A 21,160-nucleotide genomic window follows, 5' to 3' on the forward strand; every position below is an offset into this window, starting at 1 on the left:
ATTTTTCGGCGTATTCGCCGTTGCTGATTTATGTATAGTGCGGCTTCTCGCCGCCTTCGACTGCATAGCGCAGCCAGTCGAACACAGGAATAAAGATCAGGCACAGAATGTACCAAAGCAGGGCATACTGGGCGCAGATTTGGCCCCATAGGTTGAGGGGCAAGCGGGAATAATCCCAGACGCCCAGGCCCAGCCAGGTATTGAGGATCAGCCCGGCCACCAACTCCGTGACGGTGATAGCCACGGTGCAGACGGCAGCCTGGAGCATCAAGGGCATCTCCCAGGGTAGCTCTGCGCCAAACCGCTCCAGGGGGATGGACAAAAGGATGGCCAACACCAGCATGGTCCAGCTGATCCGCTCCGGGTGGCCGGTGGCGGTCTTGAATGCCACTTCCAAAAGGAAGTACACCGTGCCGCCCCAGCTCCAGAGGAGCATGGACAGGACCCGATTACTCCACCGCGTCATAGTCCACCTCGATGGCTGCCAGGGCTTCCAGGCTTTCGGCGTCCCGCATGGCCACCTCCTGGGTCTGCTGGTAGGTGACCAGGGCCGTGACGCGGGCATCGATGGCAAAGGCCAGCTTGCCCAGTTCCTCCAGGGTCCACTCCTTGCACACCTGGCCGGTGCTGTTCCACGTCAGACTGTAGGGCGTGGAGGTCTGCTGGGCCAACGTCGCCGACAGAATTTTGCCTGTGAGCTGCTGCTGTTTCTCTGCGGTAATGGAATACCGCTCACCGTCGTTCCACTGGATAGGATGGGATTCCAGGTACGCTGCCAGATCGGTTTTGCTCTGTGCAATGCGCTGGGCCTTGCCCTCCTCCAGGGGTGGCTGATACCAGCTGCCGCCGTCAAACTGGAACTTCTCCCAGGCGCTCTCTGCCACACCCACAAACTCCACCACACTGCCGTCCGTCAAATACAGCGTGGCCTTTTCGCCCTCTTGTACTGCCTTGGTGCAGTCGTAGGACTGATTTGTATATGTTACTTTCATACCAACACTCCATTCTCCAGAACCACGCCACCGCGCACTTTCTTATATTTGGTTTCAGCGGTCAAATTGACGGTGCCTGCGACAATCAATGCGGGCAAGGCATTACCGTCTGAACCGGCCTGGATTCCAATACTGTTGCTATTTCCTGACAGATCGTTTACATAGAGTGTGCCCGCTGTCACCAATACAGCGGCGCCCTGTGTATTGGATATAGTGGTGTAATAAATAGAAGCATTACTCATTTCAAAGTAAACCGCCGAACTGCCGACGGTGATACCACTTCCATCAATGGAACAACTTGCGCAACTTAAAAAAGTACATTGTCTGGCGCTTACAACGTTTCCGGATAAACTGCCGCTGACAGATAGATCCGTTATCCGCAACGGGACCCGACATCCAAGTCCCGCAATGCCGCCAGTGATGCTAACGGTGTCCATATCTGCACCGATCAGACTGATTCCAAAGTTATTGGAATAATTTGCACCATAAAACCCTTCAATCGTTACGGCTTCCGGATAGGTTCCAGCAGCAATGTTGATCTCGACTTTATATCCACCCAGATTTTTAGGGATGGCATGGAGCGCAGCCATAATAGTTTTTTTAGGCCGCTCAGCGGCTAGACCGTCGTTGCTGTCGCTGCCGGTGGCTGCATTGACATACAGCGCAAGATTCTGGGTCAGCGGCGCCAGGGCGAACAGTTTCCCGAAAACCTGCTTGAGCAGCGACAGCGAAATGCGCTTTGTCCCCTGGGATGTCGTGGCGACAAAGCTGTCGTTGTCGGCCATTGCTGCCGCCTGGGGCAGCTCACTGGTTTTTACACTCATGCTATACCTCCTCATAAAATGCGGACTGCATCGATCTGAATGCCGTCATCGGTTGTCAGCTGCTCTCCTGTATCGGCGTGCAGCGCTGTGGTGATATCGCCGCGAATGATCCGGCTCATGGCCTCATCTACAACTTTGGACTGCCAGTTCTCCAGATCTTCCAGTGTGGCGAAGATCAGCGTTTTACTGATGACTGCCGTCACGTTGGCCGCTGTATCAAAGACCAGCTCCACACCAAACTCGATCTCCCGCAGTTGGGTGGCTCCGGCGGGGATCTCCGCGCCGTCGGCCTCGTAGCCGTAGGCATAGAGGATTTCGCCGTCATCGGGGTCGGTGGCATAGAGACCCGTCTCCCGCCAAGTAAATTCATCCATGACGGTGTTTACCAGCTGGCCCTTAATCAGGCACTGGTTGCCGTTGTTCTCCACGCTGGCAATGGGCAGCTCCCGGACGGGGTTGACCAGTTGGGTCCGGTCTCTGGGGTCCTCGCCGCCAGGCAGCTGGCCGTCACCAATGCGCCACTTGGTCACGGGGATTTCCGAACCAATGGGCGTTTTGGCCAGCATGGCCGCACCGGCTTTGGTCAAAGTCAATTCGGGCAATTTGCTCATAAGTTCACCTGCTTTACAATGATTTTGTCTGCCTGCCGCATGACCATCCCCACCCGTACCGGGTCGCGGCGCAGCGGGCCGCAGGAAAGAGGCCGCAGCTGGTAGCGGTCACCCTGCCGGGGCGCAATGCCGCAGTACACGGGATTCTGCCGGTAGCCGCTGCACATCACCGGGGCCAGCCGGTACCGGTCACCCTGCCGGGCAGCAATGCCGGTGTAGATGGTGGAGGTAGTTGTGACCTGGTGGATGATGTGGTATTGCAGGTGGGCCGGTTTGATCTCCTCAATGGTCTGCATCAGCTGATCCTGGTGCGCAACGCCCACGGTGTCCAGATACCGGAGATTAAAATAATATTGCTTCGGGTATTCCTCGACCACCACTTCTCCGTCGGTGTAGCTTTCGGCCACAGCCTGCATCATCGCCAAGGTCACGGTACCGACGCCCCGCAGCTTGGCCAGAATCTTCGACCGGCGCAGATCATCCGGCAAGCCACTATCTGTGGGCAAGTCCAGCTGCCGCTCCCACAATGCCAGGCCCCAGGTGGCCGTCTCCACGTTGCACTGATCCAGCACCTCCCGCCAGTGGGCCCGGAGGGCTGCCGCCTCCGTGTCTTCGGCCTGCCAGATAGCCAGCGTCTCCGGCGATGCCTGCCACCACTTGGGATATTGGTTGGCAATCATGTGACCGTCACCTCCCCCAGCACCGGCGCTTGGTTATCGGCCAGGGTCAGATTGACCTCGCCGCCGTTGACCGTCAGCGCCGTAAAGTCCTGGACGCCGTCAATGGACAGGAGCATATAGGCAATGCGGTTATAGATGACCGCAGAACTGACAAAGGCAATGGACCGGAGATATTCGTCCAGCAACTGGGAAAACTGCTCCTGTACCCCCTGGGCGCTCCTGGTGCCATCCAGTACGATGGTGGCGGTCACGTCCACGGTCAGCGTCTCCGCCGCCTCCACGGTGACCTCCACGCAGATTGGGCGCTCCTGCTCGATGTGGGCCGCCACGGCGGCCACTTGCTCCGGGCTGGGCGGCTCCAGGCTGCTGCCCAAGACCACCACCTTGACGGTGCCGCCGCCGTTCCAGCAGGGAAAGACCTTGGCTTTGCCGATGCCCTCCACCTCCAGAGCCCACTTTTCATAGTGATAAGCGTTGCCGGAGGTGGCAGGCTTGCGCCAGAGATCATAGAGCCGCTGGACCAGGGCCGCGTCAGTCTCCATGTCGGTACCGCCCTGGGCGGCGGTGCTGCTTTGGACGGTGACGCCTGCGGAGTTTTGCAGGGTGGTGATGGCGTTTTCTTCCACGTTGTACTGCTCGCCCACGTCCTGGGCTGTCACAGCTGCGGTGGCGGTACCATCGGCCACGGTAACGGCCTTGTCGGTGGCAAAGACCAGGCCCCCCGCCGTCTGGACGGCAGTCCCGGCGGGGACTGTGGTGCCGTTGCTGCCCGCAAACGTGACGGTAGCCGTGGCCTTGGTGCCGGGTTTCCGCTCGATGCCGTACTCAGCACAGCGGCGGTCGATGTAGATGCCGCTGGTCTCGTCCACAAAGGACACGGGGATCATGGCGTCGTGGTCGAAGTAGTCGGCGGCAATCTCCAGGGCCACGGCCCGAATCAGGGTATCGGTGTAGCTGCCCTCCTGTGTGTCCAAATTGGACACCGCCAGAGATTGCTTCATGGACTGCAAAATTTCTTCAAAGGATTTCAAACGCGCACCTCCCCGTAAATGGTTTTGAGCGTGGCGGAGATTTGCAGCTCATCGTCTGCGAAGTCCACCACAATGTCCGTTACCTCGGACACATAGGGATTAACCAGCAGCGCCTCCCGCACCATGCGGGGGGCTTCCGCCGTCTTGATGTCGGAGGACCAGCCCTGGCCCATGAGGGTAGAGAGTTCGCTGCCGAACTGGCCGGAGTAGATGGCGTGGTGATAGCGCATGGTCCGCAGCGCCGTCATGGCCCAGAGCCGCACGGCAGCGGCTCCCTCCACCTCCACGGGCTTGCCGTTTTTCCACACGGGCAGTCCCGTGTCCGGGTCGGCCATAATCTCCCGATAGAGGGGCAGGGTCTGGGATGGCTGGGGGACGCTGCCGCCCAGCATGGGAAACAAACTCATAGCGGCACCACCTTCATCAGAATGTACAGGGTCGAAGCGTCAGCCAGACAGAGCAGCCGGTCGCCCACTTGCAGGCCGTTTACCAGCTGCTGGTTACAGCGGATGCCCTGGCCCTCCTGGAAGATCAGGCCGAAGACTTCAAAGCGGTATGGCGCATAGGGCCGCACAGAAATCACCTTGCCCTCGCACAGCTGCCAGCCGTCGGCGGGGTCTGGATTGCGAAACATGGTGACAAATTTCTGATAGGGATTCTCGTCCATGGATGCCTCCTTACTCCGGCAGGTTGCCCACTTCCTGCTCGTCCATGACGTTCTGGAAGTTCAGCACCAGTTTATTGGTGTAAATGCCGTCGGCCCAGGTGTGGGTGTCACTGTCCACCCAGAACTTGCCCCACAGGCCCGTGTACGGCTCCTGGACGGCCACCATGGTTCCTGCGATACTGCGGGTGTCTCCGATGCACTCCAGGGTGATTTTCTGGGTGGGGCCGTTGTCCTCCAGCAGGGCCTTGGCTTCCTCGGTGCTGTTGTCGGACTGCTTGATCACCCGCTGCATGACGCCGTATTGCTGGATGTGGCTGCCGTTTTCCTGGGTGGTGACCAGTTTGTAGCTGTCGTCGACCACTTTCACCCGGTTTACCAGATTCTCAATGGACTCGGTGACGGAGGCGCTGAGCAGATTGGAGCCGCCCTTGATGACCAGGGTGTATTGGCCCTGCTCCTTCTTGCGGACCGTCAGCTTGTCCAGTTCAAAGGCGATCCGGTACCGCTCGCCGGTGGCTGCTGCCGCCAAAGTGTATCCGGTGGCCATGATCTTGTAGAGGGACTGACCCAGGAAATTGCGGGAAAACCGGTGGCCCGTGGACGCGATCGCGCCCAGGGACAGGCCAAACTCCCCTGCCAACTGCTGCACTACGGCCTCCGGGGTGGTGTTGGTGAAGCGGTAATAGCCCTGGTTATTGTTGAGGTAGACGCCCCGGTCGTAGCAGCGAATGGTTTTGGTACGGGCGTCGGTGGCCGTCTGGACGGAGAACACAAAGCCGTCAAACAGCTGGTCCGTATCGCCCCAGAACGCCACATGGTCGCCCAGGTCCACTGTCGCCTCCGGCAGCTCCACGTCTGGCAGCGACACCAGATCAACTTCCAGAGACCGGGAGCAGGACTGGATATCTCCGGCCCAGGTGCTGCGGCTGACCAGCTGGGTCAAATCCTGGGTGCCTTTGGCGTTGGTTCGCAGTAGCTTCATGGCGTCACCTCGTCCAGTGCAGGGAGATGGTCTTGGGACCGTTGACCGTCACCATGATATAGTCGCCGCCGGTTTTTACTGACGCGCCATCCAATGTCACAGAATCCACACGCCAGGTTGTACTGGACCGCCAGCGGACATAGAACCTTGCTCCAGCGGGAACGGTAATTAGCCGACTGGACTGGACGGTGCCGGACCCGCTCTTGCCGGTCTTCATATCAGACCAGGAGTAGGACGCTTGGCAGGCCGTCAGCGGGCTTCCATTGGACAGGCGTACCAGGTAGGTACTGGGCTGGACGGTGGGCTTGACCACGGCTGACGTGCCGCCTCCGTCTTGTTTGGCCGCTGCCGCCACGGCGGTGGTGGAGGGCTGGGCCGACTGGGTGGCCGTGGTGCCCTGGAGGGTGGTCTTGTCGGGAATCTTGAGCACCTGACCGGTATAAATCAGATTGGCATTTTTGATGCCGTTATAGGCCGCCAGCTTGTAGCAGAGCGTACCGTCGCCGTAAAATTTGCGGCAGATATTCCACAGGTTATCGCCGGTTTTTACCGTGTAGGTGGTGGCGCTGGTCTGCCGGTCCGTTTCCTCCCGGACAGCGGCCTTGGCCGTGGTGGTCAGCGTTTCCACCGTAGGGGCCGCCAGCGTCACATAGGGCTGCATGGTCAGAGTGCCGTAAATGTCATTGGTGCCGTCCTGCTCGCCGTATTCCAGGTTGGTAAAATAGACCGGCAGATTGACCGCAGTGCCGGAGACAATAAACCGCAGCTTGGCCCGGTTCTCGATCTGCTGGAGCAGCCACGCCAGGATCACCGCCTGCTCCGTGTACTGGACGCAGTAGGAGCGGTTACTGGACGGCAGGAACACATCCAGGGTAATCGTCTCCCGGGCGTCGGTGGTGGGCACGGTATAGGCCCCCAGGGTGTAGACGTCCACGGTCTGTACCTGCTTGCCCTTACGGACGGTGTAGCTGGCCGGGGTCACCGGCAGGGTCATCTCCTGGCCGGTCTCGGTCTTGAACATCATTTTCCGCAGCATCACGGCACCCCCGTCAGCATGGCGTCCTGGAGTTTTGCCACCAGGGCCGACGCGATGCGGTCAATGTCGGCGTCCTCCCGGACCACAATCTGGTCGGCCAGCTTGGCGATCTGGACGGCGCTGCCCCGGCTTTCGCTCCGGGCCTCCGCTGCCGTCAGCACCCGCTCGCCCTCATGGAGCAGGGCCGGGTAGTTGTCATAGGGCACCCGCTCCAGGCCGTAGGCGTGGGCCTTGAGATTGGCGGCATAGGGGGAGGAAGCACCGGAAATGGCAGCATACGGGGATGCGGTAAGATATGGAGCTGCGGCTCCGGAGATGGCGGCAGAAGAAGGAGCGTGCAAATTAGATGCCATTCCCGCTGCACGGCCCTTGGAAAATTCCTCGCCCAACTGATAGCCCGCGTCCCAATAGGCATTATTGGTCGCTGTATTCTCACGGACGGTCTCAATGAGCGACAGTTCCGACTGCACCATCAGCTGTGCGCCCTCGGTAGCATTGTATTCATTGATAGCCTGAACCTTGGCTGCCGCCAGCATTTCACCGGCTTGGGCCAACGCATCATCGGAGCCGTCGGCCATGAGCGCTTTATAATCGTCGTCATCCAAAACGTGGGACAGAGCATCTCGAATCATTTTTTGCTTTTCATTCTCAAGGCTGGCTTCCCACGCGCCCATGGCATAGTTGATTTCTTTCATCCTATCGCCGTATACCCCGTCCATCCAGGCGATTTCCTCTTTCATGCCCTCCGTTTTGATTTTGTTGTAACCCTCGCCGGACGCAGCGTCGAGTTCCGCCTGCATATCCTCCAGGGTGGAACTCAGACCTGCAAAGGTCTGGGACTGCTGCTCCATGGCCCCGCCGTACATATCTCCAAGGGCGTTTTCGATCATCTGCACGGCTTCCACGCCGCCGATCTCGCTCTTGGAGATCATGTCGTAAATCTGTCCCTGGGTTTTGCCAAGGCCGTCGGACAGAATGCCGATGACATCCACGCCCCGCTCCTGGAAAATGTTCAAATATTCCAGGGTGGCCTTACCGCTGGATTCCATGCGGCTCATGGATTTTGCCATTTCCGCCATACCGCTCTCGTCGATGCCCACGGCGCTGCCCGCGTCGCCCAGTTTTTCCATCAGGTTCAGCATCCGCTCCGGATTATCGCCGAAGCCCGTGGCCAGGGCCCGGCTCATGTCTGTCAGACCCTCGTAGGTCATGGGAGTATCTGCCGACAGCTCCCGCAAATCCTCCAGGTAGGAAGCGCCGACACCCTTGCCCAGCAGCTGGTCAAAGGCCAGCGCATCCTGCTCCCGCTGGGCCGCCAGAACGCTGCCGTTCTGGATGGAGGATGCACGTTCTTCCTTTATGGCGTTGACAGAATCCTGCACATAACTTTTGAATGCTTCATCGCGATTGGCGTATTCCTCCATGGTGCCTGCTACAAGGCCACCCAGGCCGCCCAACGCAGCGCCGATGGCCGTACCGATACCCGGTGCAATGGCGGTGCCGATGGATGCACCCATACCGGCATAGGACAGGGCGTTGCTTACATAACTGCCCATGGTATCGCCGCCCAGGCTGGTAGCTAATGTACCGACAGCCTGAGACGCCAGATCGCCCACAAGGGCTGTAGCGCCGGCAGCGCTCAGGCGGGACAGCAGGCTGTCGCCGGCAGCGCTGTCCGGAGAAGGATTCGGAGACGGGTTATTACCGTTCCGGCGGCTCTCCACTTCGGTCAAATCATACAGGGCGCGGCGGGTATCATTGGCCGCCTGCCGGACGCTGGACAGCGTTGTGGCCAACCGGTTATATTCCTCATTTGCCTCTTCCAGACGCGCTTCGTCCATGGCGTCGCCGGTGGCCCGAAAGGCCCGTTCTGCCTCCCGCAGTTCCCGGCGTGCCGCAGACAAGCTGGTTTGCAGACGGCTCTGCCCCTCAAGTAACTGGGAGAGCCGCCGGGAATACTGCTGCGCCTGCCGCTGCGTCTCATCCAAAGAATCGTTGAAATTATCATTGGCCTGCTCCATCCGGATCAATTCCGGCGATATGGCGTCACGAAGCGTAGCCACGACACTGGCCTCTGCCATGCGTTATCCTCCTTTCCGCTGCTCCGCTTCCTGGAGTGCAAAGGCATTGAGCAGCAGCCGTTCTCCGGCGGGCAGCGCGTAAAATTGCCCCGGCTGGAGATTGTGCCTCACCCAGAGGAAATACAGCAAATTCAGTTCCGGGTCTGCGTCCAGCTCTAATTTTTTTTTACGGCTTCCAGGCTGATAGTCCGGTATCCGCTCAGCTGTTGGATTGCCCGGGATAATGCAGAAATTTCGCCGGGCAGCAGCATAGCCTTGACCAGATCAGGGGGTGTGACGCCGTGGCGGCCCCAGGCTTCCCCCTCCTGGAGCAGGTCATACTGCACCGCCAGACGGGGGTCCTGCAAATCGGGTTCCGCCACGCCCGCCAAAGCGGTCCAAACGTCGGTTTCCTCTCGCTCGGCCAGCTCATGGCACTTGTTGTAGCTGAGGCCCCGCAGCTTAAACACCACATCCTGGCCCAGTTCCTCGCTGAGCCGCAGAACCTTATAGTCCTGCTCCTGGGGCGTTTTTTGGACGTTCCGGGCAGTGCCTGCCAGCAAAATATCCAGAACACTCATGTGGGCTGCACCTCCTGGAGCCACTCCCGATCGGTGAACGTAAAGGGAATGGTAATTTCAGTGGTGCCGCCCGCTTTCCAGTCCATGATGGCCTCCTCGTCCAGGCTGACGTTGTAGAACGCCACCCGTTCCGCGCCGTAGGCGTCGGGGTCTGCCAGCTTGCCGACGATGGTCAGCCGCTCGTCAATGCCTTTCAGTACCTGATTGCTGTGATTGGCCGTGCGGCTGAATACCTTTTTGATGGTGATGGAGCCGGTGCCCTTGGCGTTGACAATTTTGGTATCCACTGCCATCTGTCCGGCCATCTGCTGGTCTTCCTTGGTATAGGTGAATTTTGCCTGAAAGGCGCTGACCTCGGCCCAAAGTTCAGACGCCACCCACACCTGCCCCCAGGTACCGGACATGACGCGATTTGCTGCAATGCTCATGAGAATCCCTCCTTACACGGTAATCGTAACCTTGATGTCCTCGATGCTGTCCAGAATCTGAATGGCGGCATAGAGAAATACCTCGCTGCCGGTGTTGGCCTGCTCAATTTGCTCCGTGGTCATGTTGGACGTGTCCACGCCGTTCTGGTCCAACCAGGCGGTCTGGGCTTCCACATCAATGCCCACTGTGAAGCCGGGCTGAATCAGTTCGTCCCGGGCCAGAGTGGTAAAGTAATTGGTAACCGCCGTCTGAAGCAGCATTTTGTTGTCGTAGCTGTTGGCGTACTTGCCGATGTAGTTGTCCCGGAACGCCCGCCGCAAATCGCTCTGGATCATGTCCATAATCTCGATGATCTTGATTTTCTGGTAGGCTTTGGATTTCCCGACAATGGTGGTCAGGCTGTTGACGGCCCGACCGGTTTTCACCATGTCGTCGAAGAACAGCAGGAATTTACCGGCGTCCACGGCGGCATCGGCATCCCACTGAGTCAGCCGCGTCACGTCCTCCACCTCCGTCAGCGGGGCGTAGGTGCAGCTGTAGGTCATGGGGGTGCCTGCCAGCATACCGGCCATGCGGGAGCAGTAGGCAGCGGCGTCAAAGGTGTCTTTACCGACTTTAATGCCGTCGGTGGTAAAGTTGATGATGGCCTCGTGATCGGCCTCGGTGTTGGGCAGCACCGCCTTGAAAATGGCGTGATTTTCCTCCCGCTGGGTGACAATCCAGTCCTTGACGGCGCTGCACTCCTCGGGGGTGATCTCCGGCGGGCCCGCCAGATAGTCAAACTGCTGGGTAGCCAGCCAGTCCAGGGCCTCGGTCAGATTCTCCGCTTCTTCGGGCAGCACATAGCCGATAACCTTTTGCGTGGGCTTGACGTAACCCAGAAAGGCCCGCTGCAAATATCCCTGATTGGCCGCCGTCAGCCCTTCGGGGATTTGCAGCTTGGTGGTCATGGCACCCAGGGGGCCGTTGTTGGCGGCGTCCTTGACGATGACCGCCACCACGCCCTTTTCGCTGCGGGCAATGGCCGTCTGGGCCGCCACGGTAAAAATAATGTCAATGCTCGGCATTCCCATGGTCGTATTCCTCCATATTCAGATTGATTTCCTCCATGATGCCCATGGGCGGCTCCACGATCTCCGCCAGTTCGGTGATCCCCACATCCCAGGCCAGTACGGCAGTCACGTCTATCCAGTCCCGGCCACCGCTGCCGCCGGTCAACTGCTGCACCTTGAGGGCCCGGTCACCGACCTTGAAATACAGGGGCGCAAAAATGCCCAGGACTTTCAGCTGCCGGACGTTGAGCACCTCCAACTGGCTGTTGTGGTACTCGTCCACCGCCACAAAGCAGACCACCCGGACCGTGAGCTGCAAAGTGACCGTAGAGACGGTGGAAGCCGTCAGGACAATGTCCGTGTTCTCCACCAGAAAGGACGGACGCTGGAACTTGGACGGCACCAGATTGGTGTAGACGGTGCTGTCGGGGTATCGCTCAGTCAGGGCAGCGGACACCGCCGCCACCACGTCGTTTTGTGTTACCATGGGCTATCCCTCCAGATAGGCGGCCAGATGCCGCTCGACGGACTGGGCCATCTCCCGGGCCACCTCCTCCGCCACCGGCTGGGTATCGGCGTAGAATTTGAACGCCCTGGCCCGGGCCATATGGACCTCGGGCCGGTAGCGTTTGGCCCTGCCGGAGGGGAAACGGACCTTGTGGCCGCTTTCCAGGTAATTCGTAATCGCGCCGGGACTGTTGGGGCCGGTTTCTCCGGCTCTGGGCCGCAGGGCCACATAACCGCCGCCGCTGCCTTTCTTCGTTTCCTGCCAGGAGCGGACCTTGCCGTGGATATCCCGCAAACCGCTGGCCGTTATGCTGCGGTCCAGGGCCTGTTCCAGTTGGTTGCCCGCCTGGTCCAGCAGCTGCTCCCGGACGGCCCGGAACTCCGCCGCCAGTCCGTGCAGCCGCTCACCGATATTATTGGTATAGGTCACTTCCAACCGCATTACAGGTCCCCCTTTCGCACGATTTCAAACTCATTTTTGTACCGGTCCAGCCGGTGGGCTGTCTGGACCTCATAGGGCACCCCGGCAACCTCCACCAGCCGTCCCTCCTCCAGGTCAATGACCTTGGGCGTCACCAGGACAAACGCTGTGGTATTGACGGCCAGGGGCTCCAGCTGCTCATGCTTGATGTATTTTTCCGTCAGCACACCGGGAAAGTGGGGACCGTCCTCCACCGGGTCGGCCTGGCACTCCACCAGGTCCACCAGCGCCGCTTTTACGTCCAGGTGCATCCGGCCCCGGTCGGTAATGGCCGTCAGGAACAGGTGCTGCCCCTTCCAGGAGAGGGCCTGGTGGAGCGTCAGGGGCTGTCTGCGCAGCACCACAGCAGCATCCCTGGCACCCACGCCCACCCTGGAAAAGAGATTGGTCTTCGCTGTCTGTTCCACCTGGGTCCAGGCTTTGCGGCTGGGTACCCACTGCCACCGGCCCGGCTCCGTCTCCTGCATCGTCAGAATCTGCACCGGTTCACTCAACGTACCCGCGCCCACATAGCGTGCGCCCATGGCTCAGCCCTCCCCGGTGTCCAAATTGGACACAATCGGCTCCGACAGTTTCAGCTGGTTCAGCATGGAGCGAAAAGCCGGGCTTTCCGTGGCCGTCCCGGTGATGACGGCATCCCGCAAATCAAAGTCCCGCAGCACCATAAAGTTGATGCACAGATCATATTGAGCTGCCCGGGGCGTCCCGACCGGGGGCGGGGCAATGCCTGCCTGGTCCATGTAGGCCACGGCGGCATCATACAGCGTTTCCAGCGTTGCCTGCTCTTCGTCGGTGGGCTCCTCGATACGGCAGTAGGCCAGCAGAGACGCCAGCCGCTCCGGTGTCAGTGCCATGGTCAGTCACCGCCGCCGATCTTGCCGACCACGAAGCCCTTGTCCACCACCAGATTGCCGCCCACAAAGGCATCGCCCAGAATGGCCACCATGCGCTCCACGGCCTTGACAGACTCATCCAGGCGGATGGTGTACTCCCCAAACAGCCCCACCTCGAAGTTCATGGGGTCGCCATACAGAATCTTGTCATCGCCTACGGCCTTGACCAGATCATAGGGCAGGATCACACCGCCGTCCCGGATGGTGCCGCTGTTGGGGTTGGTGGGGTCGGGAGCGATTTCCAACAGACGGCGCTTTTCGTTAGTGCCGCGCAGAGCGCCCAGAGCCTTGAGGATGGGCTTTGTCAGCAGCAGCCGTGCCCCCGCTCCCATAGCCTCGTCGCTGCCGTAGGCAAAGTAGAGGGCGTCCAGGGTGTTGACGTCCACCGCCGTGCCCAGGGTTTCCTCAGCGAAGATATTGGCGGCGGCTTTGTTCTTGGCATTGGTAACGCCGTAGAACACGGGGGTACCGGGGTCGTCGCCGTTGACAATCAGTGCCGCCAGATTGCGGCGCATAGCCCGCATGGCCATGCCCTGGATTTTCTCGTAATAGGCGGTCGGAGACAACCGGGCAATGTTCCGGTCCACAAAAGTGGTCACAGTCAGTTCATAGGGTTTGATCTCCGCCACGCCGAAGGTGGGGTCGGTGGAAGCGGTGCGGGCCGTACCGGAGGTGGTTTCCACCTTGCCGCCCTTGGCGTCCAGCTCCGTGATAACGTAGGGCTCCTGCCAGCTGCCCAGGCCAGTCAAATCCAGCGTACGGACCCGGTCCACGATGGATGGCACCACATTGCCCAGGGGGTCGCGGATATCCGTGCCAACACCGGTGGGCTGGACGATGGTGCCGGTGGCTACGGTCACCTGGTTATACAGGGCACGGCGTACCTCATTGACCGTAAATTTGACCTCCTCGCCCTTCATCAGCGCGGAAACACGCTCGCTGGCAATGTCCTCCGCCTCGCTGCCGGTGGGCTCCGGGGCGGTCAGCATCTTCTTATCCTGCTCGGCCAGGAGGGCCTGGACATCGGCAATCTCCTGGTTGAGATTGGTAATCTGCTCCATGGCGCTCTGGTAACCGCTGTGGTTGTTGGCGTTCAGGGCATCCTCTGCCTGCTGGATCAGGGCGGTGCGCCGGTTCATCAGGTCGTACAGTTTCTGTTTCATAAGGTCCTCCCATCAAATTCTGTATTTTTCCAGTTCCAGACGGGCCGCCATGCGCCAATCCGGCTCTGCTGTCTGCTGGGGCTTCTGGGGGTTGGCCCGGTCGTAGGCCGCCCGCAAAGCGTCAATGTCGGGCAGTCCAAAGGCGTTGACCAGAGCGCCGGGGCTCATGGCCGTCTGGCTCTCCTGGCCCAGAATTTCATCCACCAGGCCGTGGTCCAACGCATCCTGGGCGCTGAGCCATGTTTCGGCGGCAATCATGCGCCGCAGCTCGGCCCGGTCACTCTTGCCCTTGGCTTTCAGTTCGTAGGCATTGAGGATGGCCTCCCGCGTGGAATCCAGCATCCCAATGGAACGCTGGTGGGCCGTCCGGTCGCCGTCGGTGCGGGTGGTGGGCAGATGGACCATCATCTGGGCCACCGGGGAGATGGCCACCGTATCGCAGCCCAGGCACAAATAGCTGGCGGCGCTGGCGGCCAGACTCTGAATCTCGGCCCGGGTGTGGATGGTGCAGCTTTTCAGCACCGAGTACATTTCCGCACCCGCAAAGACGGAACCGCCGGGGCTGTTGATCTCCAGCACCAGTTCCTCGCCCTCCGGGTTGTTGGCCACGGCGTCCCGCACCTGCTGGGGCGAAAAAGCCGTATAGCCAAACCAGTCATAGAGCAACTTGTCATCGTCACTGGAAACGATGCCGTTGAGGGTCACTCTCATGTTGTTTCACCTCCGTTGCGGTTGGTATTGCGCTGGAGGGACAGCTCTTTCCAAATGGACAGCGGGACATAGTTCAGCGATGCCATCCGCTCGTCGCCGCCCTCCACGTCGGGCATATCCTCCAGCTGCATAATGTTGTTGACGGAGAAACCGCCGATCTCCCACATGGTTTTGTACCAGGCACCACGGGCGGCGTTGTCGCCCCGCAGCTCGGCCATCATATTGATGCGCAATTCCAGGCCCGCCGCCACCTGTCCGGCAAAGAGCAGCTTCCAGGTGGTTTCCTCCTCATACTGGGTGACGATGGGGTGCAGGGTGGAAACAACGTACTCGATGGCGTTCTGCTCATTGCTGCTGTAGGACTGCTTACCCTCCTGGAGCTTGTACAGGGGAATACCAAAGTATCGGGCAATGTCCCGGATAGCCACCTCCTGGCTCTCAATAAACTGGGCATCCCGGTTGCTGATTGCCAGGGGCTTGTAGTCCAGGCCGTAATCCAGCACCGCCAACTTAAAGGCGTTGGTGGGGCCGGAGTGGACCCGCTCCCATTCGCTCCGCAGTTGGTCCTTGAGGGTGACGGCGGTGCCGTCGGCCCTCCGGAGGATGTCGCCATTTGCGTCCTTGGCGTAGCCGCTGAGATCGGCGTCGGTTTTGAGGACGCCGCTGGGCTGGCCGCCGTGCTGATAATAGGACAGGTCGTGCTGCTGCCGGGCCCGGGCCGATGCAATGACCTCGCTGGCCCGCCGCAGGACGGAAATGCCTTTCAGGCCGTCCCGGGTGGCCCCCTTATAGTGGCAGATATCGGCGCTGGACAGGGTAAAGACGCTGCCGCTGTAGGGGTGGCAAACGTGATACCAGACCCGCCCGTTGGTGTCCCGCCAGGGCGTCACCAGATGGCCGGGTAGCGGAATCAACTCCCGGACCTGGGCCGTGTAGGGGTCCCGGATGATCCAGTCGTAGCCGTTGCCGGTGACCAGGCGGCTGGTCTCCAGCAGCTTCTTTCGGATAAACGGCGTCATGGCCTCGTTGGGCCGGACGTTGAGGACTGTCAGCAAGGGCAGGTCCACCCGCTCCCGGCTGGCCCGGTCCACGCAGTAGGTGGGCAGCTTGGCCATGGAATCGCTGAGAATCTCGATGCAGCGGTCCACAGCGCTGAGCTTGCGGGCAAAGGTTTCATTGCCCGCCTCGCCCACCGGCAGGGCACCGGCGGCGGTCAGGGTGTCCACGGTGATGGCGTTCTGTACCCGCTGTCCCCCGGAGGGAGACCGGGCCACGGCCCGCAGTCCGTTGGAAACACTCACTGCTTTTCACCTCCGCCGCCCAGGATACTGAGCATGGCCCCGGCCATGGCCAGGATACCGGCGGCAATCATACCCGCAGGGACATAGATAAGACCGATGCCGACGACCACCGCCGCAGCACCGCCAATCATCACCAGATCTGTGGCGTACTTCGACACACCTTTTTTCCAATCGTTCATACATACCTCCCGGTGTCCAAATTGGACACAATCAAAGGGTGAAGCCGGGGCGGCTCAGAGCCTGGGCCAAATCCGGCGGCTGATTCCGTTGCAGCAGCCATACAGCCATGGCGATAATCCACGCCACCGTCATGTCGATGCGGCCAATGCTGCGGTTTTTCATGGGTTTGATATTCTCGTTGCCGTCCACGGCGCACCGGACATTGCCGAAGCACCACCGGGCGGCGGTGTTGTGTTCGTGGAGCATCTCCCGGCAGCGCAGCAGCTGCTCCAGCTCCTTCATGGCCGGGGACAGGTTTTTCATGTCCTGGGGGATTTCCACCACGTTGACGCCCTGCTCCATGAGCCGGGGCGTGATTGTGCGGCTGAGATATGGGTCCACGCCCAGCATCTCCAGGCGGAACGTCCGCATGCACCAGAGAATGACCTCCTCCACCATCGAAAAATCCACCATATCGCCTGGGCAGAGAATCAGGAACTCAGCCCGGGCCCAGTCCCGATACGGCACATGGTCCCGCTGCTCCGCTTCCACCACGCCCTCCTCGGGCCGCCAGGCCCAAAACAGGGTGACGCCCTGCTCCAGTCCCTGCTGGGGCGGGAATACCAGCGTCAACGCCGTCAGGTCGGTGGTGGTGGACAGGTCCAGTCCGCCATAGCAACGCTTACCCACCAGTTCGTCCCGGAGAGCCTGCCGCCGGGCCATGACATTGAGCCCCTGCCAGGCGTCCCGGTTGCATTGGGTCTTGTCGTAAAGGCCCAGGGGCAGCCAGCCTACAGCTTTGGTGGATATCCACTGATTAAGCCGCAGCCAACGGAACAGCCGTTCCGCCGCTTCGCTCTGTTTGGCGGCCCGGGCCTCTGCCCGGAAATCCCGCAGCCGGAGGTTATGGCCCAGGCCGGGATTGCAGGCCCGCCACACCTCCTCGTCGTAGATGTCCAGGGCGGAAATCTTGTCCGGGTCATCGCCGGTCAGCACCGAAACGCCGAACATAATGGGGCACCAGGCTGGATCGTCGTTGTCCAGCTCCCGCTCCGGTTCCCCCCGCCGCCATGCCAGAATGCGGCGGCACTTCTCATGAATCTCCCAGCCGATGCTCTTGCGGTCGGGATCGTCACCGGCGGTGGTCAGGACAATAACCGCCTGCTGCCGCCGGGCGGCGTTGGAGCCTGCCGTCAGGATGTCCCACAGCTTGCGGTTGGGCTGGGCGTGGAGTTCGTCAAAGATGATGGCGGAAAAGCTGTAGCCGTGTTTCGTCTGTGCGTCGGCGGAGTAGACCTTGAGAACACCGCCGTACTTGGTGTGAATCTCCCGGCGGGAATCCACGGCCCAGGCGATGGGATCGTGCTCCGGCTGGCCCAGACAGGTGTGCTCCACCATGAACTTGGCGGCGTCGTAGACCTGGGAGGCGTTCTCCTTATCACTGGAGAAGATGCCCACCTTGGGCCGCTGCTCCCCATCCCACAGCAGGTGGTACAGGCCCAGACCGGCGGCCAGCTCCGTCTTGCCGTTCTTTTTGGGCAGCTCGTTGTAGAAAAAGCGGCGGTGGCGATACCACTGGCCGTCCTCGTCCTGTTCCTGGATACCGTAAAACTGGGTGATAGCGTCCAGCTCCCAGGGCAGCAGCTGGAAGGGCTGCCCGGCCCATTCGTTCTGGCCGTAGCAGAGGATGGAGAAGAAGTCCACCACATCCTGGACAGCCTGGGCGTTGTACCGCAGCACCGTCCCGTCATCGGGGGCGGGAACCGTCACAGGCCCCAAAGTCAGCAGATCAGGCACGCTGCATCCGCTCCTGCATCATCTTCTCAAAGGCATTCTCCTCCGTAGGCTTGCGGCCCTCCGGCAGGACCAGACGGCACCGGCTGGTGATGGTCATGCCCAGATCGTTGGCGCTGGCCCGGGCCTGCTTGAAGTAAGTGTCCTGAATCTTGGTAGCTTCCTTGAGGGCTTCCACATCCTGATCGGTCAAGGCCGTGCGGATGGTGGAAATCATGGCTGCATAGTTGGCCTGGGCCACCACATAGCGCCCCAGGGTATCGGCGTCCAGCTGGGCCAGCCCCATATCGGCGTCCAGCAGCTCCTGGGCCAGGGTACGGAACGCCTTCCGATATTTTGCCGGCAGCCACTTGGGCACCTCCATGGTCTCAGGCTTGGGCAGATTGACTTCCCGCGCCGCCCGGTCGGCCTTTTCAGCCTTGGTCAAGTGTTTGCGTCCGTTGCCCTCCAGAACGCTGAGCTTTTGTCTCGGCCCCGACATGGGCCACCTCCTTTCCCGGTCCCCTCGGGCCCATTCTCCGTGGGGAAAAAATCTCTCACCGAGCCCCGCCTTTGGTTTCCCGCAAAGCCCCCCAAAACTTTCTCCACCCGGGGGGGGAGGTCCCGCAAGTCGGAGACTTGCCCTGTGCGCACCCGCGCTCACGTCCAGGCAGGCGTGCGCGCCCAAGGGTGCCGCCAATCCGGCGGGATCATCGGCGGTTTTCTCGTGACAATTCCCGCTGTTCCTGCATGGTCTTGCGGTTGTGGCACCGCTCGCACAGGCTTTGCAGATTGGCGGCATCTGTAAACAGTGACCAGTCGCCACGATGGGGCCGGACATGGTCGGCCACCGTGGCCGGGGTGCGGATGCCCTGGGCAGCACAGGCCCGGCAAAAGGGCTCCCGCAGGAGCTGCTGGGGCCGCAGGTTGTCCCGCCAGATGGGCAGCAGGTACCAGTCGTGGTACGCCGCTGAGCGTTTCCGCACCGGCTTAGGCTTGTGGCGGTCACACCAGCCGGTGCGCGTCAGTGCAGCGCATCCGGCATGGCGGCAGGGCCGCAGGGGTTTTTGTGCCATGGGCTATCACCTCCAGGCAAAACAAAAAAGCGCCTGAGCCGTGACGTTCCCCGGTGGGAAATACATCAGGCTCAGGCGCTGGACACTTTGGTCTCGGGCACAGGCACAACGGTTATTAAAAATTCCTGTCGGCAGCGTTTGCACTTGCACGGCAGATTCCGGACGGTGGTATCCGGCAAGATCATCAGGAGTTTTCCCTTGCCGCATTGGGGGCACATGACCCATCCGTCCTTGGGACTAATTGTAGCACAAATCAGATTCTCTTGCAATGGCTCTGTCCTCCATTCTATACTCTGGTTGGATTATTAAGAGGTGTTTCAAGTCAAAAAGAATAGGGGCCTTGTTCAGTTGCGCGGTCGCCTGCCCAGGTTATAAGAGTATCGCTGCGCCGGTTGCTGCTCCCGCAGGAAGTAGCGGATTCCAACATTATGGCCGAAGCCGTAGGGGTTGACCTCGTCAAAAGAGGTGCAATACTCCGCGCCCGGTGGCGGCGTCAATGTCACGCTGTTGCTGCTGATCTCATCATAGGTCACCTCGTATTTTTTCAAATTCCGGGATGCGTTCCATGTTCGTTCGCCGGGCTTGGGTCTGCCAAAGTCCCGGGCCTCCTTGGTCATGTACTTGGCCAGCTCCCGCACATAGCGCAGTTCCAGCGGTTCCACCCGGATCAGGCCACGCCCCCAAAGACTTGCAATCTCTTCACAGTCGCCCGGCCCCACACCATTGAGTACAACATGATGGTGAAGCCGCGCATCTTCCCATTCTCCATCCTCTTCCAAAAATCCCGCAATACCCTTTTTGTGATAGCCCTCGGTAACATAGGCATATCGTAACTCCTGACTGCGCTTCTTTCGCACAGTCCGCAGCTTTCGGATAAACTTTTGCATTTCTTTCTGCGCAGCCTCTTTATTTGCGGGAAGATGCTCGTTGTCGTAGGTGAACGTAATTACCAAGTCTCTTTCCGTAAAATTGGCAGCAATCATAAGTTCCAACTCTTGCCAACTCCTTTTCTCATTGTAAAACGCCTGGGCCGGAGAGGTGGACCGTGACCGGGCGGATCGTCGTTTGTATTCCTTTTCCGGAATCTGGCCGATGACCTCAATGTGCAGTTCACCGGCCTTAATGTGCTTAATCGCTTTCGCCATTTGCCCTCCTTTGCTGGGCAGCTGCCCGGAGCTGCCGGGCGGCGTTGTCATAGTTGGCAGTAAACCATCTGCGCCAGGCGTCGCAGCACTGGCCGGTATGGTCACAGCGTGCAATCCAGACGCAGCCCTTACAGGGATAGGGCGGCGGGGCTTTCGCTTTACCGTTGGTCCGCTCAATCTGATATCGGGTGCGGCCCTGCTTGGAGCGGCTGGCCATGGCCAGAAAGGTGTTGTATGTCATTCCCAAGGCGGCGGCGCATTGCTGCGCCGTGCCCCGGACCAGCTCCCGGCCAGTCGCCCGGTCGGTAACGATGTATTTTGCAATCTCCATGACCTATTCCTCCTGCAAAACCGCCGTGGTGATCTGGGCCAGGGTCTCCACTTCCTTCACGGCCTGCCGCAGGACGGCGCAACCGTGGATCTGGCAGTTATGCTCGAAGCCGCAGAAGTCACAGTGGTGCCGGTCTGGCACCACCATGCGCTTGAGCTGCTTGGTCATTTCCTTGGTCATTGGTGTCCCTCCTCTTTCGCTTAAAAGACAAACACTGCATGGTTTTCATATTCAGGGAATAGCCGCCGGGGCATTTGCACGTGCCAAAGTCTCCATGGTGTACGCACACGGCACAATCCGATTGGTATTGACGGATGTTTACAATATCGCCCATGCTATCCTCCACTGTTCATGCCCACAAGCTGGGTCCACTTTTTATCGGCTTCGATTGCCTTTATGAGCAATGCCTGTGCCTGGTTGAATACTCCCGCTGGGATATCCTCGATTGGTGCACCCTCATACTGTTTGAGTAGGTCGACATATTTCATACGGGCATCGTGGGCAATCTCTGCCTGTTCCTGCGCCAACCGCTCACGCCTCATCAGACGCTCGTTGACCAGATCACGCTTGGCCAGACGGAACAGGTTATCGCCCAGGTTGTAATGACGCATCCGTTCAATCAGGAACAGCAGTTCCTCCTTGGTGCATTTCTGGAGATTTACGGATTCTGCCATG

30 protein-coding genes are annotated in these 21,160 nt (G+C 60.1%); all 30 read right to left on the reverse strand.

What is annotated here, in order from left to right:
* Window positions 1–28 precede the first annotated feature (28 nt).
* The gene (locus ACTQ33_RS03925) at window positions 29–466 is read right to left on the reverse strand and encodes a putative ABC transporter permease (RefSeq protein WP_441462379.1); all 438 of its coding nucleotides are present in this window, start codon (window positions 464–466) and stop codon (window positions 29–31) included.
* A complete protein-coding gene (locus ACTQ33_RS03930; protein WP_441462381.1) occupies window positions 450–992 on the reverse strand; it encodes a DUF4376 domain-containing protein in 543 nt (180 codons plus the stop codon). Before ACTQ33_RS03930 ends, ACTQ33_RS03925 begins: the two co-directional genes overlap by 17 nt.
* Window positions 989–1,816: a hypothetical protein gene (locus ACTQ33_RS03935; protein WP_441462383.1), complete on the reverse strand. Its 828-nt coding sequence runs from the start codon at window positions 1,814–1,816 to the stop codon at window positions 989–991. The genes ACTQ33_RS03930 and ACTQ33_RS03935 overlap by 4 nt, the downstream gene beginning before the upstream one ends.
* Window positions 1,817–1,827: 11 nt before the next feature.
* Complete coding sequence (locus ACTQ33_RS03940; RefSeq protein WP_441462385.1) at window positions 1,828–2,427, reverse strand: phage tail-collar fiber domain-containing protein; 600 nt, start codon at window positions 2,425–2,427, stop codon at window positions 1,828–1,830.
* Window positions 2,424–3,107, reverse strand: coding sequence for a putative phage tail protein (locus ACTQ33_RS03945; protein WP_441462387.1), 684 nt, complete (start codon window positions 3,105–3,107; stop codon window positions 2,424–2,426). The genes ACTQ33_RS03940 and ACTQ33_RS03945 overlap by 4 nt, the downstream gene beginning before the upstream one ends.
* Window positions 3,104–4,138 (reverse strand): baseplate J/gp47 family protein, encoded by a 1,035-nt coding sequence (locus ACTQ33_RS03950; RefSeq protein ID WP_441462389.1) that lies wholly within the window; start codon window positions 4,136–4,138, stop codon window positions 3,104–3,106. Before ACTQ33_RS03950 ends, ACTQ33_RS03945 begins: the two co-directional genes overlap by 4 nt.
* The gene (locus tag ACTQ33_RS03955; protein WP_441462391.1) at window positions 4,135–4,545 is read right to left on the reverse strand and encodes a DUF2634 domain-containing protein; all 411 of its coding nucleotides are present in this window, start codon (window positions 4,543–4,545) and stop codon (window positions 4,135–4,137) included. Before ACTQ33_RS03955 ends, ACTQ33_RS03950 begins: the two co-directional genes overlap by 4 nt.
* Window positions 4,542–4,805 carry a hypothetical protein gene (locus ACTQ33_RS03960; protein ID WP_441462393.1) on the reverse strand — a complete coding sequence of 88 codons (264 nt, stop codon included), beginning with the start codon at window positions 4,803–4,805 and terminating at the stop codon, window positions 4,542–4,544. Before ACTQ33_RS03960 ends, ACTQ33_RS03955 begins: the two co-directional genes overlap by 4 nt.
* A gap of 10 nt (window positions 4,806–4,815) precedes the next feature.
* Window positions 4,816–5,787, reverse strand: a complete 972-nt coding sequence (locus ACTQ33_RS03965) for an XkdQ/YqbQ family protein (RefSeq protein ID WP_441462395.1) — start codon at window positions 5,785–5,787, stop codon at window positions 4,816–4,818.
* A gap of 4 nt (window positions 5,788–5,791) precedes the next feature.
* Window positions 5,792–6,823, reverse strand: a complete 1,032-nt coding sequence (locus tag ACTQ33_RS03970) for a LysM peptidoglycan-binding domain-containing protein (RefSeq protein ID WP_441462397.1) — start codon at window positions 6,821–6,823, stop codon at window positions 5,792–5,794.
* Window positions 6,823–8,904 (reverse strand): tape measure protein, encoded by a 2,082-nt coding sequence (locus ACTQ33_RS03975; protein ID WP_441462399.1) that lies wholly within the window; start codon window positions 8,902–8,904, stop codon window positions 6,823–6,825. The genes ACTQ33_RS03970 and ACTQ33_RS03975 overlap by 1 nt, the downstream gene beginning before the upstream one ends.
* A 155-nt stretch (window positions 8,905–9,059) precedes the next feature.
* Entirely contained in the window at window positions 9,060–9,464 is a 405-nt protein-coding gene (locus ACTQ33_RS03980) for a phage tail assembly chaperone (RefSeq protein WP_441462400.1), read from the reverse strand.
* Window positions 9,461–9,892 carry a phage tail tube protein gene (locus tag ACTQ33_RS03985; protein ID WP_441462402.1) on the reverse strand — a complete coding sequence of 144 codons (432 nt, stop codon included), beginning with the start codon at window positions 9,890–9,892 and terminating at the stop codon, window positions 9,461–9,463. The genes ACTQ33_RS03980 and ACTQ33_RS03985 overlap by 4 nt, the downstream gene beginning before the upstream one ends.
* 12 nt (window positions 9,893–9,904) lie before the next feature.
* The gene (locus tag ACTQ33_RS03990) at window positions 9,905–10,966 is read right to left on the reverse strand and encodes a phage tail sheath C-terminal domain-containing protein (protein WP_441462404.1); all 1,062 of its coding nucleotides are present in this window, start codon (window positions 10,964–10,966) and stop codon (window positions 9,905–9,907) included.
* Window positions 10,947–11,432, reverse strand: coding sequence for a phage tail terminator family protein (locus ACTQ33_RS03995; RefSeq protein WP_441462406.1), 486 nt, complete (start codon window positions 11,430–11,432; stop codon window positions 10,947–10,949). The genes ACTQ33_RS03990 and ACTQ33_RS03995 overlap by 20 nt, the downstream gene beginning before the upstream one ends.
* 3 nt (window positions 11,433–11,435) lie before the next feature.
* A complete protein-coding gene (locus ACTQ33_RS04000) occupies window positions 11,436–11,894 on the reverse strand; it encodes a hypothetical protein (RefSeq protein ID WP_441462408.1) in 459 nt (152 codons plus the stop codon).
* On the reverse strand, window positions 11,894–12,457 hold the full coding sequence (locus ACTQ33_RS04005; protein WP_441462410.1) for a hypothetical protein: 564 nt from the start codon (window positions 12,455–12,457) through the stop codon (window positions 11,894–11,896). Before ACTQ33_RS04005 ends, ACTQ33_RS04000 begins: the two co-directional genes overlap by 1 nt.
* A gap of 3 nt (window positions 12,458–12,460) precedes the next feature.
* Window positions 12,461–12,787 carry a head-tail connector protein gene (locus tag ACTQ33_RS04010; RefSeq protein WP_441462411.1) on the reverse strand — a complete coding sequence of 109 codons (327 nt, stop codon included), beginning with the start codon at window positions 12,785–12,787 and terminating at the stop codon, window positions 12,461–12,463.
* Window positions 12,788–12,789: 2 nt separating this feature from the next.
* On the reverse strand, window positions 12,790–13,989 hold the full coding sequence (locus tag ACTQ33_RS04015) for a phage major capsid protein (protein WP_441462413.1): 1,200 nt from the start codon (window positions 13,987–13,989) through the stop codon (window positions 12,790–12,792).
* 12 nt (window positions 13,990–14,001) lie between these two features.
* The gene (locus ACTQ33_RS04020; protein ID WP_441462415.1) at window positions 14,002–14,700 is read right to left on the reverse strand and encodes a head maturation protease, ClpP-related; all 699 of its coding nucleotides are present in this window, start codon (window positions 14,698–14,700) and stop codon (window positions 14,002–14,004) included.
* The gene (locus ACTQ33_RS04025; protein ID WP_441462417.1) at window positions 14,697–16,001 is read right to left on the reverse strand and encodes a phage portal protein; all 1,305 of its coding nucleotides are present in this window, start codon (window positions 15,999–16,001) and stop codon (window positions 14,697–14,699) included. The genes ACTQ33_RS04020 and ACTQ33_RS04025 overlap by 4 nt, the downstream gene beginning before the upstream one ends.
* The gene (locus ACTQ33_RS04030; protein ID WP_441462419.1) at window positions 15,998–16,180 is read right to left on the reverse strand and encodes a hypothetical protein; all 183 of its coding nucleotides are present in this window, start codon (window positions 16,178–16,180) and stop codon (window positions 15,998–16,000) included. Before ACTQ33_RS04030 ends, ACTQ33_RS04025 begins: the two co-directional genes overlap by 4 nt.
* Before the next feature lie 31 nt (window positions 16,181–16,211).
* On the reverse strand, window positions 16,212–17,957 hold the full coding sequence (locus ACTQ33_RS04035) for a terminase large subunit (RefSeq protein ID WP_441462421.1): 1,746 nt from the start codon (window positions 17,955–17,957) through the stop codon (window positions 16,212–16,214).
* The gene (locus ACTQ33_RS04040; protein WP_441462423.1) at window positions 17,950–18,435 is read right to left on the reverse strand and encodes a phage terminase small subunit P27 family; all 486 of its coding nucleotides are present in this window, start codon (window positions 18,433–18,435) and stop codon (window positions 17,950–17,952) included. The genes ACTQ33_RS04035 and ACTQ33_RS04040 overlap by 8 nt, the downstream gene beginning before the upstream one ends.
* Window positions 18,436–18,643: 208 nt before the next feature.
* Window positions 18,644–19,009 carry an HNH endonuclease gene (locus tag ACTQ33_RS04045; protein WP_441462425.1) on the reverse strand — a complete coding sequence of 122 codons (366 nt, stop codon included), beginning with the start codon at window positions 19,007–19,009 and terminating at the stop codon, window positions 18,644–18,646.
* Between the two features lie 71 nt (window positions 19,010–19,080).
* Complete coding sequence (locus tag ACTQ33_RS04050; protein ID WP_441462427.1) at window positions 19,081–19,278, reverse strand: cysteine-rich KTR domain-containing protein; 198 nt, start codon at window positions 19,276–19,278, stop codon at window positions 19,081–19,083.
* A 75-nt stretch (window positions 19,279–19,353) separates the two neighbouring features.
* Window positions 19,354–20,154 carry a rolling circle replication-associated protein gene (locus ACTQ33_RS04055; protein ID WP_441462429.1) on the reverse strand — a complete coding sequence of 267 codons (801 nt, stop codon included), beginning with the start codon at window positions 20,152–20,154 and terminating at the stop codon, window positions 19,354–19,356.
* The gene (locus ACTQ33_RS04060; RefSeq protein WP_441462431.1) at window positions 20,138–20,485 is read right to left on the reverse strand and encodes a hypothetical protein; all 348 of its coding nucleotides are present in this window, start codon (window positions 20,483–20,485) and stop codon (window positions 20,138–20,140) included. Before ACTQ33_RS04060 ends, ACTQ33_RS04055 begins: the two co-directional genes overlap by 17 nt.
* A gap of 3 nt (window positions 20,486–20,488) precedes the next feature.
* The gene (locus tag ACTQ33_RS04065; protein ID WP_441462433.1) at window positions 20,489–20,665 is read right to left on the reverse strand and encodes a hypothetical protein; all 177 of its coding nucleotides are present in this window, start codon (window positions 20,663–20,665) and stop codon (window positions 20,489–20,491) included.
* A 155-nt stretch (window positions 20,666–20,820) separates the two neighbouring features.
* Window positions 20,821–21,159: a hypothetical protein gene (locus ACTQ33_RS04070; RefSeq protein ID WP_441462435.1), complete on the reverse strand. Its 339-nt coding sequence runs from the start codon at window positions 21,157–21,159 to the stop codon at window positions 20,821–20,823.
* Window position 21,160: the final 1 nt, after the last annotated feature.

It is taken from the genome of Candidatus Avoscillospira sp. LCP25S3_F1 (assembly GCF_052117125.1).
Classification (GTDB): Bacteria; Bacillota; Clostridia; order Oscillospirales; family Oscillospiraceae; genus Avoscillospira_A.

What these genes read in the sequence shown, in the direction of transcription:
- ACTQ33_RS03925 (WP_441462379.1), bottom strand. Translation starts at nt 466, where the DNA reads ATGACGCGGTGGAGTAATCGGGTCCTGTCCATGCTCCTCTGGAGCTGG.
- ACTQ33_RS03930 (WP_441462381.1), bottom strand. Translation starts at nt 992, where the DNA reads ATGAAAGTAACATATACAAATCAGTCCTACGACTGCACCAAGGCAGTA.
- ACTQ33_RS03935 (WP_441462383.1), bottom strand. Translation starts at nt 1,816, where the DNA reads ATGAGTGTAAAAACCAGTGAGCTGCCCCAGGCGGCAGCAATGGCCGAC.
- ACTQ33_RS03940 (WP_441462385.1), bottom strand. Translation starts at nt 2,427, where the DNA reads ATGAGCAAATTGCCCGAATTGACTTTGACCAAAGCCGGTGCGGCCATG.
- ACTQ33_RS03945 (WP_441462387.1), bottom strand. Translation starts at nt 3,107, where the DNA reads ATGATTGCCAACCAATATCCCAAGTGGTGGCAGGCATCGCCGGAGACG.
- ACTQ33_RS03955 (WP_441462391.1), bottom strand. Translation starts at nt 4,545, where the DNA reads ATGAGTTTGTTTCCCATGCTGGGCGGCAGCGTCCCCCAGCCATCCCAG.
- ACTQ33_RS03960 (WP_441462393.1), bottom strand. Translation starts at nt 4,805, where the DNA reads ATGGACGAGAATCCCTATCAGAAATTTGTCACCATGTTTCGCAATCCA.
- ACTQ33_RS03965 (WP_441462395.1), bottom strand. Translation starts at nt 5,787, where the DNA reads ATGAAGCTACTGCGAACCAACGCCAAAGGCACCCAGGATTTGACCCAG.
- ACTQ33_RS03970 (WP_441462397.1), bottom strand. Translation starts at nt 6,823, where the DNA reads ATGCTGCGGAAAATGATGTTCAAGACCGAGACCGGCCAGGAGATGACC.
- ACTQ33_RS03975 (WP_441462399.1), bottom strand. Translation starts at nt 8,904, where the DNA reads ATGGCAGAGGCCAGTGTCGTGGCTACGCTTCGTGACGCCATATCGCCG.
- ACTQ33_RS03980 (WP_441462400.1), bottom strand. Translation starts at nt 9,464, where the DNA reads ATGAGTGTTCTGGATATTTTGCTGGCAGGCACTGCCCGGAACGTCCAA.
- ACTQ33_RS03985 (WP_441462402.1), bottom strand. Translation starts at nt 9,892, where the DNA reads ATGAGCATTGCAGCAAATCGCGTCATGTCCGGTACCTGGGGGCAGGTG.
- ACTQ33_RS03990 (WP_441462404.1), bottom strand. Translation starts at nt 10,966, where the DNA reads ATGGGAATGCCGAGCATTGACATTATTTTTACCGTGGCGGCCCAGACG.
- ACTQ33_RS03995 (WP_441462406.1), bottom strand. Translation starts at nt 11,432, where the DNA reads ATGGTAACACAAAACGACGTGGTGGCGGCGGTGTCCGCTGCCCTGACT.
- ACTQ33_RS04000 (WP_441462408.1), bottom strand. Translation starts at nt 11,894, where the DNA reads ATGCGGTTGGAAGTGACCTATACCAATAATATCGGTGAGCGGCTGCAC.
- ACTQ33_RS04005 (WP_441462410.1), bottom strand. Translation starts at nt 12,457, where the DNA reads ATGGGCGCACGCTATGTGGGCGCGGGTACGTTGAGTGAACCGGTGCAG.
- ACTQ33_RS04010 (WP_441462411.1), bottom strand. Translation starts at nt 12,787, where the DNA reads ATGGCACTGACACCGGAGCGGCTGGCGTCTCTGCTGGCCTACTGCCGT.
- ACTQ33_RS04015 (WP_441462413.1), bottom strand. Translation starts at nt 13,989, where the DNA reads ATGAAACAGAAACTGTACGACCTGATGAACCGGCGCACCGCCCTGATC.
- ACTQ33_RS04020 (WP_441462415.1), bottom strand. Translation starts at nt 14,700, where the DNA reads ATGAGAGTGACCCTCAACGGCATCGTTTCCAGTGACGATGACAAGTTG.
- ACTQ33_RS04030 (WP_441462419.1), bottom strand. Translation starts at nt 16,180, where the DNA reads ATGAACGATTGGAAAAAAGGTGTGTCGAAGTACGCCACAGATCTGGTG.
- ACTQ33_RS04040 (WP_441462423.1), bottom strand. Translation starts at nt 18,435, where the DNA reads ATGTCGGGGCCGAGACAAAAGCTCAGCGTTCTGGAGGGCAACGGACGC.
- ACTQ33_RS04045 (WP_441462425.1), bottom strand. Translation starts at nt 19,009, where the DNA reads ATGGCACAAAAACCCCTGCGGCCCTGCCGCCATGCCGGATGCGCTGCA.
- ACTQ33_RS04055 (WP_441462429.1), bottom strand. Translation starts at nt 20,154, where the DNA reads ATGGCGAAAGCGATTAAGCACATTAAGGCCGGTGAACTGCACATTGAG.
- ACTQ33_RS04060 (WP_441462431.1), bottom strand. Translation starts at nt 20,485, where the DNA reads ATGGAGATTGCAAAATACATCGTTACCGACCGGGCGACTGGCCGGGAG.
- ACTQ33_RS04065 (WP_441462433.1), bottom strand. Translation starts at nt 20,665, where the DNA reads ATGACCAAGGAAATGACCAAGCAGCTCAAGCGCATGGTGGTGCCAGAC.
- ACTQ33_RS04070 (WP_441462435.1), bottom strand. Translation starts at nt 21,159, where the DNA reads ATGGCAGAATCCGTAAATCTCCAGAAATGCACCAAGGAGGAACTGCTG.